The organism is Streptococcus devriesei DSM 19639, from assembly GCF_000423725.1.
Classification (GTDB): domain Bacteria; phylum Bacillota; class Bacilli; order Lactobacillales; family Streptococcaceae; genus Streptococcus; species Streptococcus devriesei.
On the sequence record NZ_KE384084.1, the window covers coordinates 638,498 to 651,048 of the forward strand.

General features: G+C 42.6%; 14 protein-coding genes. 5 read left to right on the forward strand and 9 right to left on the reverse strand.

All coding sequences use genetic code 11. From position 1 onward, the window contains the following. The first annotated feature begins 17 nt into the window (after window positions 1-17). Complete coding sequence (locus G573_RS0109225; RefSeq protein WP_027976459.1) at window positions 18-305, forward strand: DUF3270 domain-containing protein; 288 nt, start codon at window positions 18-20, stop codon at window positions 303-305. 90 nt (window positions 306-395) lie between these two features. Here the strand turns inward: G573_RS0109225 and G573_RS0109230 are convergent, their stop codons facing one another. The 8 genes from G573_RS0109230 to G573_RS0109265 form a co-directional block, all read right to left on the reverse strand. Next, window positions 396-833, reverse strand: coding sequence for a YtxH domain-containing protein (locus G573_RS0109230; protein WP_027976460.1), 438 nt, complete (start codon window positions 831-833; stop codon window positions 396-398). Window positions 834-835: 2 nt separating this feature from the next. After that, window positions 836-1,228 carry a DUF948 domain-containing protein gene (locus G573_RS0109235; protein ID WP_027976461.1) on the reverse strand — a complete coding sequence of 131 codons (393 nt, stop codon included), beginning with the start codon at window positions 1,226-1,228 and terminating at the stop codon, window positions 836-838. A gap of 27 nt (window positions 1,229-1,255) precedes the next feature. Then, window positions 1,256-2,041, reverse strand: coding sequence for a prolipoprotein diacylglyceryl transferase (lgt, locus tag G573_RS0109240; protein WP_027976462.1), 786 nt, complete (start codon window positions 2,039-2,041; stop codon window positions 1,256-1,258). Continuing rightward, window positions 2,038-2,970 carry an HPr(Ser) kinase/phosphatase gene (gene hprK / locus G573_RS0109245; RefSeq protein WP_027976463.1) on the reverse strand — a complete coding sequence of 311 codons (933 nt, stop codon included), beginning with the start codon at window positions 2,968-2,970 and terminating at the stop codon, window positions 2,038-2,040. The genes lgt and hprK overlap by 4 nt, the downstream gene beginning before the upstream one ends. A gap of 261 nt (window positions 2,971-3,231) precedes the next feature. Further along, entirely contained in the window at window positions 3,232-3,525 is a 294-nt protein-coding gene (locus G573_RS0109250; protein ID WP_027976464.1) for a PspC domain-containing protein, read from the reverse strand. Window positions 3,526-3,624: 99 nt separating this feature from the next. Beyond that, a complete protein-coding gene (locus G573_RS0109255) occupies window positions 3,625-4,062 on the reverse strand; it encodes a SprT family protein (protein WP_027976465.1) in 438 nt (145 codons plus the stop codon). Further along, window positions 4,049-6,175: a Tex family protein gene (locus tag G573_RS0109260; RefSeq protein ID WP_027976466.1), complete on the reverse strand. Its 2,127-nt coding sequence runs from the start codon at window positions 6,173-6,175 to the stop codon at window positions 4,049-4,051. The genes G573_RS0109255 and G573_RS0109260 overlap by 14 nt, the downstream gene beginning before the upstream one ends. Before the next feature lie 339 nt (window positions 6,176-6,514). Then, window positions 6,515-7,183: a fructose-6-phosphate aldolase gene (locus G573_RS0109265; RefSeq protein WP_027976467.1), complete on the reverse strand. Its 669-nt coding sequence runs from the start codon at window positions 7,181-7,183 to the stop codon at window positions 6,515-6,517. A 344-nt stretch (window positions 7,184-7,527) separates the two neighbouring features. Between G573_RS0109265 and G573_RS11565 the strand changes: the two genes are divergently transcribed. The 4 genes from G573_RS11565 to G573_RS0109285 all read left to right on the forward strand — a co-directional run bounded on the left by G573_RS11565 (window position 7,528) and on the right by G573_RS0109285 (window position 10,917). Continuing rightward, window positions 7,528-7,665 carry an SPJ_0845 family protein gene (locus G573_RS11565; RefSeq protein ID WP_169364453.1) on the forward strand — a complete coding sequence of 46 codons (138 nt, stop codon included), beginning with the start codon at window positions 7,528-7,530 and terminating at the stop codon, window positions 7,663-7,665. A gap of 5 nt (window positions 7,666-7,670) precedes the next feature. Continuing rightward, entirely contained in the window at window positions 7,671-8,573 is a 903-nt protein-coding gene (locus G573_RS0109275; protein ID WP_027976468.1) for a permease, read from the forward strand. Further along, window positions 8,573-9,388 (forward strand): TIGR03943 family putative permease subunit, encoded by an 816-nt coding sequence (locus tag G573_RS0109280; protein WP_027976469.1) that lies wholly within the window; start codon window positions 8,573-8,575, stop codon window positions 9,386-9,388. The genes G573_RS0109275 and G573_RS0109280 overlap by 1 nt, the downstream gene beginning before the upstream one ends. 164 nt (window positions 9,389-9,552) lie before the next feature. Continuing rightward, window positions 9,553-10,917: a DHA2 family efflux MFS transporter permease subunit gene (locus G573_RS0109285; protein ID WP_027976470.1), complete on the forward strand. Its 1,365-nt coding sequence runs from the start codon at window positions 9,553-9,555 to the stop codon at window positions 10,915-10,917. A 95-nt stretch (window positions 10,918-11,012) separates the two neighbouring features. Here the strand turns inward: G573_RS0109285 and ftsY are convergent, their stop codons facing one another. Next, window positions 11,013-12,551: a signal recognition particle-docking protein FtsY gene (ftsY, locus tag G573_RS0109290; protein ID WP_027976471.1), complete on the reverse strand. Its 1,539-nt coding sequence runs from the start codon at window positions 12,549-12,551 to the stop codon at window positions 11,013-11,015.

Consider the following 12,551-nt stretch of genomic DNA (forward strand, 5'->3'; position numbering starts at 1 on the left):
ATTTAAAGGAGGAACTCATGTCAGCAAATCTTAACAGGCAGCCAGACAATTATGAAGAACTTGAGTATCAAGAAGATCTGACGCCTAAATATCAAGAGTTTCAAGATTTTGATGATAGCAGAACAAAGTTAGACGAACTGATTTTTTTCGCCAAACTGGCTTTTTTCTGTGTTGTGACTATTTTGACATGCTTTATTCTTCTGGTTGCTAAGTTCTCTCCTGTCTTTGCTTTCCCGCTGTCCTTGCTAATCAGCTGGGGAGTTACTGCAGCCGCTCAGGCAGGTTTAAAACGACTGAAATCATAATAATAAACAAAAAGGCTCTCTGTAAAAAGAGAGCTTTTACTATACGCTGAAATAAACGATTTACTTTGGAACAAGCTAAAGTCTTAATCTCTAAGCTTCCTTATCGTCTGCAGCTTCTTCTTGATAATCAATCACAATATCATCAACTTCAGCTTTGACGGCTTCAGCGGTTTCTTCTGATTTTTCAGCAGTTTGGGACAGGCGGTCCTTAACTTCAGACAAGGTTTGATTAGCAAAGTCTCCCACCTGAGAGGCTTTTTCTTTAACAACAGATACCACATCATCTTTTGTCAGCTCGCCAGTCTCAATTTTTTCTTTATATTCCTTGACGGTATTGACCGCCGCAGACTTGTATTCATTAGCTTTTTGAGCAGCATAGTGATGATATTCTTCAGGATTTTCTTTATAGGCAGTAAAGGTTTCGCTGACTTTCTGCTTAATTTGTTTTCCCTTATCTGTAGAGAGAAGATAGGCTGCTGCAGCACCTGAGACAGCACCGATAATAACCGTATTTAAAAATTTACCCATAATTATTTTCCTTTCTTCTTAAATAATTTAGAAGCTACTTTGCCAACTGTATAAGCAGCGCCTGCCTTGCCAACATTAGAGGTAGCATTGCTTGCCTTTTGGCCAAAATAGCGGGCTTGCTGATTAAGATCAGACACACTTTCTGATAAATCAGCTATGGCTGTAAAGAGCGGATCAATAGTCTCAACCTTGCCGTTAACGTCTTCTACCAATACATTGGCCTTAGCTAAAAGTTCGTTGGTCTGATAAAGTGTCACATTGACATCGCTGGTCAAAACTTTCAAACTTTGCCTGGATTCATCAACAGTATCTGAAATTTTTCTAAGCAAAAGAATGACAAAAACAGTTAAAACAGCAAAGGCAATAGCAATAATCAATAAAGCAATTTCCCACATAATTTTCTCCTAATCTAAATAACTTTCTCAAGCTGTCTGATAGTAAGGCACTGTTTTCCGGCGGCGCCTAAAGACAACAAGAACAACTCCAACAATAACCAGCAGAGCAGAAAGCCACTGTGATACTCGTAAATTCATGAACATAAGACTGTCTGTCCGCATTCCTTCAATAACAAAGCGGCCGCAGCCATACCAAATCAAGTAAAAGAAAGTCACTTCGCCTTCTTTTAAAAATTTGGGTTTATGGCGCAAACTCATGATAATAGCAAATCCCAGTAAATTCCACAGGGATTCATAAAGAAAGGTTGGTGTGCGGTAGCGGCCGTCAATATACATCTGATTTTTTATAAAATCAGGAAGATAATTCAAGTGAGCTACTGCTTTTCCGTAAGCTTCTTGGTTGACAAAATTTCCCCAGCGGCCAATGGCCTGCGCAAGCATTACTCCCGGCGCAGCAATGTCCAGAAAAGCAAGCGGCTTAATCATCCGGTAGTAAGAAAAGACAAAGAGTACGATAGCTCCTGTAATCAAACCACCATAGATGGCAATTCCGCCGTGCCAAACAGCAATCATTTCACTGAAAGGCTGAGTGGAATAGTAATTCCAATCAAAGAGGACATAATAGATGCGTGCACCGATAATGGACAAGGGAAAGGCGATTAAAATAAAGTCTAGGATATCATCAGGATTGATATTCTTACGAGGCGCTTCCTTTGTTGCCAGATAAACCGCCAAAATGAGGCCGGTTACGATACAGACAGCATACCAGCGAATGGCTACAGGACCAATCTGAACAGCAATAGGATTAATCATTTAGCTACCTCATTTTGATCAATCAGGTTTGTCAGACGATCTTCAAAGGTTTTTGTCGCATCGTAGCCCATCTGCTTAGCACGGTAATTCATGGCAGCAGCTTCAATAACTACTGAAACATTGCGCCCTGTCTTAACCGGTATACGCACACGTGGGATCATAACACCGGACATCTCGATCTCTTCATTGCCGTTTCCTAAACGGTCAAAAATCTTATCTTTTTCAAAATTTTCAAGATAAATGGACAGCTGAACCTGTGATGAATCTTTGACAGCGCTGGCTCCATAGAGGCTCATGATATCAATGATACCAACTCCTCTGATTTCCAGCAAATGCCGCAGAATCTCAGCCGGTTCCCCCCAAAGAGTCTCCTCATCTTTGGCATAAACATCTACTCGGTCATCAGCAACCAGACGGTGGCCGCGTTTCACAAGTTCCAGTCCTGTCTCACTCTTACCAATACCTGAGTCCCCCTGAATGAGAACACCCATGCCATAAATGTCCATAAGAACACCATGCACACTGGTTCTCTCAGCCAGACAGGAATCCAGATACCAAGACATTTCACCCGAAAGCCGGCTGGTAGGAATGTGACTTTGCAAAACGGCAATGCCTCCTTCCTTAGCTGCTTTCAGCATTTCCTCCGGAATCGTGAGAGATCTGGCCACAATAACAGCCGGTGTTTCTGTCTTAAACATTTCCTTCAAAACAGAGTAGCGGTTATGCGAGGTCATCTGTGTTAGGTAGGACCACTCCTTCATTCCCAGTAACTGGATACGTTCAGGTGCATAATAATCAAAGTAACCGGTCATCTCAAGGCCCGGACGGGAAATATCAGCTGTTGTAATATCCTTTTGCAAAAGCTCAGGCGTCCCATAAACAACATCTAATTTCACCTTGTCAACCAACATCTGTACTGTAACTGACATACTACCTCCTTAGCACCCTATTATACCATAAATACGTATAAAATGGGATTTCCACTGTAAACGAAAAAGAACCCTGTCAGCCTTCAGCAAGAATGAAAACTGACAGAATTCTCTATTGATTATAAAATATCTATTTTACTATTAAAATTTAGCCGCATCTAATGGAAAAGCAGCCGGCTGCATTTCTGACCGGCAGATTATTCATTATTCTTTCCTGTTCTAAGAATCTCTGAAAAACCGTTTCCTAGACTGTCAGCCCTATCACCAAAACCATTTCTCATTATCTTTTTCATCAACGACCTCAGCGTCTTTTCGCTTGCGGGGGCCGTGCTGATAACTGCCTGACTGCTGGTTCTTGCCTAAGTCCTCCTTGTAAGGCAGACAAATCGCTAAAATAATATAGAGGATAATTCCAAAGCCTCCTGAAAAATAGACAAACAGAGCTGTCAGAACTCTGGCAACCGGCAAATCCCATCCGTATTTATCAGCTAAGCCTGCTACCACTCCAGAAATCATACGATTTTTTCTTTGCTTATAAAAGATGGCCTTAGACATAAAAAACCATTCCCCTTCTTCTATTCATTTTTAAAAGATCTGTCACAAATCTCATTGATAGTATCAGTGTAACAATTTAAAGAAAGATTGACATCAGCCTTACGACTGATTTTGCGGACTTAATTTGCCACGGCAGCTGCCGCAGGCAAACTTTTCAGTATTAATGCGCCTTTTTCTCTGATACACCTGTCCGCAGTTTTGACATTGATAGTAATAGTAAAAGGTTCTGCTTTTTAAACTGGGCGCATAGCGAGTGCCGTTAACCTTGAGCAATAATTCTTTAAAATCCTTGTCCCGATGCCTGTAGCCCTTGCCTGCGTAATACAGATGATAATGGCAGAGCTCATGGCGGACAATTTTTCTAAAGGTCTCTAAGTCATCTTTTTTATAAAATTTCGGATTGAAATCCAAATGCCCGTCCTGTGGGAAAAAACGTCCGCCGGTCGTCTGCAGACGCGAATTCCAAAGGGCCTGATGCTTAAATTCCAGACCGAAGTCTTGGCGGGAAACATCTTTTACATACTCAGTTAAGTTCATTTAAAGCCACCAGAGAAAGATTAACTTTCTCACGTTCCTCATCTATTTTTGATACCCAGACCCTGACAACATCACCAACTGCTACGATCTGGCTGGGATGCTTAACGAACTGACTGCTCATTTGTGAAATATGAATAAGCCCGTCTTCATGGAGACCGATATCAACAAAGGCTCCAAAATCAACAACATTGCGAACGGTTCCTTCCAGCTGCTGCCCAATTTCCAAATCAGACAATTCCAGCACATCCTGCCGCAGCTGAGGTGCCGCAAAATCATCACGCAGATCACGGCCGGGTTTCAGCAAATCAGCAATAATATCCTTGAGCGTTTCCTGACCGAGACCGATCTCTGCAGCTCTTTTTTCAATATCTAAAGACTGGAGCTTAGCCTGGGCAGCATCATCCAATTCTGTAATTTCAAGCAAGGAAAAGAGTTTTTCTACAGCGCCGTATGATTCCGGGTGAACACCTGTGCTGTCTAAAATATTGTCAGCGTTTGGAATCCGCAGAAATCCTGCTGCCTGCTCAAAAGCTTTGGCTCCCAAACGAGGCACATTTTGGATATCTTTGCGGGATTTCAGACGGCCGTTTTCTTCACGGTATTTAACGATGTTTTCTGAGATTGTCTTATTGAGGCCGGAAACATGTGACAATAGGGCAGGACTGGCCGTATTGACATTGACACCGACCTGATTGACCACCGTTTCCACAACAAAATCAAGGTTTTCAGCTAATTTCTTCTGGCTGACATCATGCTGATACTGACCGACACCGATAGACTTGGGATCTATTTTTACCAATTCTGCCAATGGATCCTGCAAGCGTCTGGCAATGGAAATGGCTGAGCGCTTTTCAACTGTCAGCTCCGGAAATTCATGCCGGGCTAATTCAGAAGCGGAATAGACTGACGCTCCGCTTTCATTGACAATGACATAAGAAACCTCAGGGAAATCTTTGAGCACCTCAGCGACAAAGGCCTCGCTTTCCCGGCTGGCTGTCCCATTGCCGATGGCAATAACCTCAATCGCATAGTCTGCGATTAAATCTGCCAAATCAGTTTTTGCCTGTTCAATCTTGGCTCGGCTGGCCGGAGGAACAGGATAAATAACCTGCGTTGCTATTAATTTCCCTGTTTGATCAACAACGGCCAGCTTGGCACCCGTCCGAAAAGCGGGGTCAAAGCCCAGCACCATTTTGCCTTTTAAAGGAGGAATCAAAAGCAAATTCCTCAAGTTATCAGAAAAGAGCTGAATGGCTCCGTCTTCGGCTTTTTCGGTCAGTTCAGAGCGAATCCTGCGTTCCATGGCCGGCAGGATTTTCTTTTTGAGGGCTGCCTGCACAACCTGCTTGATATACTCATTTTTGTCCCTGAAACGAGCTTCAAAAAAGCGAAGCATCTTATCAAGATTGTGCTCAAAATGCACTTTTAAAATACCAAGCTTTTCCCCTCTATTCAAAGCTAAAACGCGATAGCCCTGTATTTTTGACACGCGTTCGGAAAAGTCATAATAAATTTGAAAGACCTTTTTCTCATCTGCTTCTGCATCTTTGACTTCTGATAAAATGAGGCTGTTTGCCCAAATTTCATTGTAGGTCCACGAACGCAGCTTGGTATCGTCTGCCAGTGCCTCAATCAGGATATCCATGGCACCCCCAAGAGCCTCTTCGGCTGTCGTAAAGGTTTCATTGACAAAGTTTTCAGCCTGTTTTCTTAAGTCCGGTACATTTTGCAAAATGAGGCGGGCCAGTGCAAAGAGCCCGTTTTCACGCGCAATCGTTGCCTTAGTTCGTCTTTTTTCTTTGTAAGGCAGATATAGTTCTTCAACATCCGCCAGCTTATCTGCTGTTTCGATAGCCTTTTGCAGCTCCGGCGTCAGTTTGCCCTGACTTTCAATCTTGGCTAAAACACTGGCCTTGCGCTCTGCCAAGGCCGTCAGGCTTTTATTAAGATCAATAATAGCCTTGATGTCAACTTCATCAAGATTCCCGGTCATTTCCTTACGGTAGCGGGCTATAAAGGGAATAGTATTCCCTTCTGCTGTTAATTCTAAAACTTTATGAATCTGATTTTCTTTCAAAGTCAGATCGTGAGCAATTTTTTCAATAATTTCCATAAGAAACATTATAGCATAATTACACTTGTTAGAGGCAAAGAAAAAGTAGTTAGGAATTATTCTAATTAGCAGCTCTGGACAGGCAAAAGCAAAAATTTTTTATTGATAATAAAAAGGGACAAATCCCTTGAATTTCCTTCGGAATTTATCCCTTTTTTAAAATTGACTTTTAAAGCTAGATACTAAGCGAGCATTTTGCATATTGCTCTGCTGCCACGAGAGCATCAGCCACATCTTCTGCTTTTATTTCAAATGGCAACTGATGGGTGATTTCACCGGCAATTGTTGCCTGACTGGCGGCCTTTAGTAATTCTTTATAGCTGGCAACTTCTTCTTATCTTAAATACAATCACGCCCTTGCGTTTCTTTCCAGTCAGCTGCGAAATCATCAACAGCTTTTTGGATGGATGGATTGGCAAAGCCAGCCTCAAAGACATCTGGCCCTACTGTCACAGATTGGGCGCCTGCGGCCAATGCTTTAGTCACCTGACCGACATTCTTGAAACTTGCTGCCAAAATTTTCGTCGAACTTCCTTTCTTTTGAATCGCTTGCGCAAGCTGGGCAATCACCTCCTTGGAATCCGTATTAAGATTTTCCATTCGATTATAGTAGGGTGCCAGGTAATCGGCGCCGGCTTCAATGGCTAAAAGCCCTTGAAAAACCGTGTAAATAGCTGTAGCAGTGATACGGAACCCTTCTTTCTTAAGCTCTTTTATAGCGGTCAGGCCGGCTTTAGATACCGGAATTTTAACATAAAGATTGCCCCCCAATTCATCCCTCAGCTTGTGAGCATCCTTAATGATTTCATCAACATCAGCCGCCACAACCTGAGCGTGAAAACTTGGTTCTTTCCCGATAATGTCACGAATTTTTTTGGCCTGTTCAAAGAAATCGATAGGCCCTTCTTTTTTCACAATTGAAGGGTTGGACGTTACACCGGCCAAGGGCAAAATAGCTGCCCATTTTTTTATTTCTTTGAAATTTAAGGTATCAAGCATGAATTCCATTGATTTTCTCCTTTATATAGTTTGTTCGGTAGGCACAGTAATATCGTCTTGGCTTGCCTTGGACAAGACATGAAGACCCAGTTTCTCCCCTTTCTGATTTCAGTTGGTATTATGTTTGTTTTTTCGAGATTATAATAACATGCTCATCAGATGAAAACAAGACAAAAGCAGAACTTTTCCGAGATCTGATATAAAAGCACAGATGCCTGCTTGTCAAGCGTGCTCTTATTAACCGTTTGGCAGCAATCATAACCATCTGCTTCTCTGGCAGGCACAGTTTAAGCTGTTATATTTTGTTATTTGGTAGTATAATAATACTATTGATTTAGAAATGAGGTGTTTTTATGGCTATTACATTTAAGAAAAAAGATGAATTGGAAAAGATGATGGAAAACTTTGCCAAGCTTCCTGATTTGGAAGACGTCACCTTTCCTGACTCCAAAGACAGCGACCGCACAAACAAACAGAAAGATAAGAAATAATGCCTATGGCTGTTTTTAACCATCTGCCTGCAAGCGTCCTGCAGTGTCTGGCTATCTTTCTCTCCATTATTATTGAGGCGCTGCCCTTTATTTTGCTGGGGGCTATTTTGTCAGGTTTTATCGAAGTTTATCTCACACCTGCTCTGGTTCAAAGATTTCTTCCTAAACACAGATTTCCGCGGATTCTTTTTGGAACTTTTATCGGTTTTGTCTTTCCCTCTTGCGAATGCGGGATTGTTCCCATTGTCAATCGTTTTTTGGAGAAAAAAGTTCCCAGTTACACAGCTATTCCTTTTTTAGCAACGGCGCCTATTATTAATCCCATTGTCCTCTTTGCGACTTTTTCGGCTTTCGGCAATTCCTGGCGCTTTGTTTTTCTGAGACTCTTCGGTGCGATTATCGTCGCTGTATCTTTAGGTATTCTGCTGGGTTTTTTGGTTGATGAAAATATCACCAAAGAAAATGCCAAGCCTCAGCATTATCACGATTATTCTGATAAAAAGCTCTATCAAAAAATCTTTTATGCCTTGGCACATGCTGTTGATGAACTTTTTGACACAGGGCGCTATTTAATCTTTGGCAGCTTAGTCGCTGCTGCTATGCAAATTTACGTGCCTACTCGGATTTTGACTACCATTGGCCACAGTCCTTTGACAGCTATCCTGATCATGATGCTCCTGGCTTTTATTCTGTCCTTGTGCAGCGAAGCCGACGCTTTTATCGGGACATCACTCCTTGCAACCTTTGGTGTTGCTCCCGTGGTCGCTTTCTTGCTGATTGGTCCGATGGTTGATATAAAAAATTTGATGATGATGAAAAATGTTTTTAAAAGCAAGTTCATTGTACAGTTTGTCGGTACATCCAGCCTCGTCATCATCATTTACTGCCTGATTGTGGGGGTGATTTAATGATTCGTTTTTTAATTCTTGCGGGTTACTTTGAATTGGGCATGTACCTGCAGCTCTCGGGTAAGCTGGATCGTTACATCAATACTCACTATTCCTATTTGGCTTATATTTCTATGGTACTGTCCTTTATTTTAGCAGTCGTCCAGCTGATTATCTGGATGAAAAATTTAAAAATGCCCTCTCATTTATCAGGAAAATTAGCCAGATTTTCCAGCCCCCTTATCTTAGCCGTGCCTATCTTTGTCGGCCTGCTGGTGCCAACTGTGTCACTGGACTCAACAACAGTATCAGCCAAGGGCTATCATTTCCCGGTAGCTGCCGGATCAGCGGGTTCAGGAATCAGCCCGGACGGCACTCGCGTTCAATACCTTAAGCCGGATACCAGTCTGTATTTCACCAAATCCGCTTATCAGAAAGAAATGCGGACTACCTTAAAAAAATACAAGGGCAGCGGAAAACTGCAAATTACAACGCAGAACTATATGGAATTAATGGAAATCATCTATCTTTTCCCCGATGAATTCAAAAACCGTCAAATTGAGTATGTCGGCTTTGTTTACAACGACCCCATGGATAAAAACAGTCAGTTTCTCTTTCGCTTCGGCATTATCCACTGTATCGCCGATTCAGGGGTCTACGGCCTGCTGACAACAGGCGGACACACCCATTATGATAACAACACCTGGGTCAGGGTTTCGGGAAAGATTTCTGTTGAATACAATCAAAATCTCAAACAAACTCTGCCGGTGCTGCATATTTCGCAAAGCTCAAGAACAGTGCAGCCTAAAAACCCTTATGTTTACCGTGTTTTTTAATACTTAAATTTACCATTATCCCCTTTGGTAGTGGGGCCGCTTTACTAAATTTTCAGGGAATAAGACAGCACAAATCACTCTTTGTGATTCGAGGCTGTCTTGCTCCTTTTGTTTTGCTTCTTTTTTTGTGTTACAATGATAAAAAAACGAGAACAGGAGACCTAATGACCCTCAAACATCATACAGAAACTGTTTCACCTAAAACTCAGCTGTCCATTGTTGCAACGGCTCTTCTGGGCTTTTCGGGTATCTTATCCGAAACCAGCATGAACGTGACCTTTACCAAGCTAATGTCTGTTTTTCATCTGCCCTTAAGCAGCCTTCAGTGGATCACGACCGTTTATCTGCTGGCGGTTGCTATTTCTATGACGTTAAGCGCTACCTTACAGCAAAATGTCAAGGAGCACCAGCAGTTCAATATAGCTGTTGTGCTTTTTATTTTGGGAACACTGACCTGTATTGTCAGCAAAAATTTTCCCCTCATGATTGCCGGCCGTGCCCTCCAAGGAGCCGGTACCGGTATTGCCATGCCTTTGATGTTTAATCTCATTATTGAGCGTGTCCCCATCAATAAAATTGGAACTTATATGGGAATTGGCGGCCTTATCATGGGCTTGGCACCTGCTTTTGGACCGACTTACGGCGGCTTTATGATTGCCCATTTTTCTTGGCAGTGGATTTTTCTCTTAACACTTCCGGTTCCTGTTATTGCTTTTTTCATTAGTCATTTTGCCCTTGAAAATTCCGTTAAAGACCACAAGCGCCCCTTTGACCTTGTCAGCTTTCTCCTGCTGGCCGTCACTTTAAGCTTCTTTTTAATCCTTATTTCCGGCTTGGAATCAGGTTCTGTCAATTGGGCTGCTCTGCTGATTTTTATACTGGCCTGTGCTCTTTTTACTTTCAGAACCTTAAAATCAGAGACCCCTTTTTTGGATATCCGGATTTTAAAACAGCTGCCTGTTATTTTAGGATTGATTCCATTTTTCATTTATCAATTTTCAAATCTGGCTTCCAACTTTCTGATTCCTAATTTTCTGGTCCAAGTCGAACATGTTCCTACTACGGCAGCCGGCTTCGTCCTTTTGCCGGGAACCCTTTTAGGCGGACTTTTAGCACCGTTTTTTGGAAAACTTTATGATACTAAAGGGCCAAAACTTTCCCTCTACACCGGCAATATCCTCTTTGCCGTCAGCTTGTTCATCTTTGCTTCATGGGCTGATTCGCTGACCGTTATGCTGATGTCTCTTGTCTATATCATCTTCACATTTGGGCGCAATATGTCTTTCAACAATACTATGGCCGTTGCTATTTCACAATTGCCGAGAAACAAGACGGCTGATGCCACTGCCATTTTTCAGATGTTGCAGCAGTTCGCTGGAGCACTGGGAACGGCACTGTCTTCTGTTGTCCTTCAGCTGGCGCCAAACATGACTGCTGGTGTTAAAACCATTTTCTGCTCCCTCTTTATCTTAGTCTTGCTGATTTTTATCTGTTTTAAAATGCTGTTTGCCTCCTTGGTTCATAAATAATGCAAGAAAAATCTCAGAAATAACTTCCAATTAAAATGGCGTATTCTGAGATTTTTTTAATGCTTTATATTAGTAGCAGCCTTAGTAAGACTAATTTACAAGAGGCCCTCCAGAAGACCTTTCATGAAGTCTTCCGAATTGAATTCACCGATATCATCAATTTTTTCACCAAAACCAATGAATTTTACAGGAACATCAAGTTCCTGACGAATAGCCAGAACCACACCGCCCTTGGCTGTCCCGTCAATTTTTGTCAGCACTAAGCCTGTCAGAGGTGTTATTTTTGAAAATTCCTTAGCCTGAACAAGGGCATTTTGTCCTGTTGAGGCATCGAGAGCCAGCAGGGTCTCATGAGGCGCATCCGGGATAACGCGTTTGATGATACGGCCGATTTTTTCCAGCTCTGCCATCAGATTGTCCTTATTTTGCAGACGGCCTGCCGTATCAATCATAAGGATATCAACCCCTTCTGCGACTGCCCTTTCAACACCATCATAGACAACACTGGCCGGATCAGCTTTTTCAGGTCCTGTAACAACAGGTACATCCACACGGCGTCCCCATTCGACCAGCTGGGCAACAGCCCCGGCTCGGAAAGTGTCTGCTGCAACCAGCATGACTTTCTTTCCTTGATTTTTATATTTGTAAGCTAATTTTCCGATGGAGGTTGTTTTGCCGACACCATTGACACCGACAAACAGCATGACCGTAACACCATCCTGCAGATTAATTTTTTCGTTGAACTGTCCGTCTTTTTCATAAATGTCAACTAATTTTTCAATAATCAGACGGCGCAGAGCTTCTGGTTTTCGGGCTTTTTCCAGCTTGGCTTCGTAGCGCAGATCCTCAGCCAGAGTCGATGCAACTTGAACACCAACATCCGAAAGAATCAGCACTTCTTCCAGCTCTTCGAAAAATTCTTCGTCAACACTGCGGAAGTTTGCCAAAAAGGCATTGAGACGAGCTCCAAAACCAGTCCGAGTTTTCTTCAGACTTCGGTTATATTTTTCTTCCTCAGACTCCTTTTGGCTGGCCGTATCTGCCGGAGAAAGAGGGACGTCTGTTTTTTGCTCTGTAGCATCTGCTTCCGTCCGAACTTCTTCTGTCTCTGTTTCTTGCTGAATAGCCTCTGATTCCTGGCTGATTTGCTGAGTAAGCGCTGCTTTGCGGGCATAATAATCTGCCATGAAATCGTCAGACTTGCTTTTAGCTTCATCTGTTTGTGATTCTGATTCAGCCTGATCAGCAGTTTCTTTGCTGCCAGTCACATCTTCAGCAATTTCAAGCGAATCGTCTGAAGTTTCTGCCGGCTGACCGGCTTCTGCTGCAGCTGTCTCTTGAACCTCAGTTGTCTCTGCTTGAGCTTCGAAATGAGTGTTCGGCAAAGGCTGAGCTGTTTCAGATAAGTCTTCAGCTTTAGTATCAGATTCAGGGGCTTGAGCCGTGTCTGAAACATTTTCAGCTGTCAAATCAGGTGCTTGACTTAGGTCTGAAAGGCTTTCTGCCGCCTCAGGCAAATCTTCCTGTGAAAAATCCTCATCAGCTTTTAGCTGGTCTGCTGCCTGCGATATGTCCTTGCTGTCTAAATTTTCTTCTTGTTTTTTCTTTCCAAATAAACGGTCAAATAGTCCCAT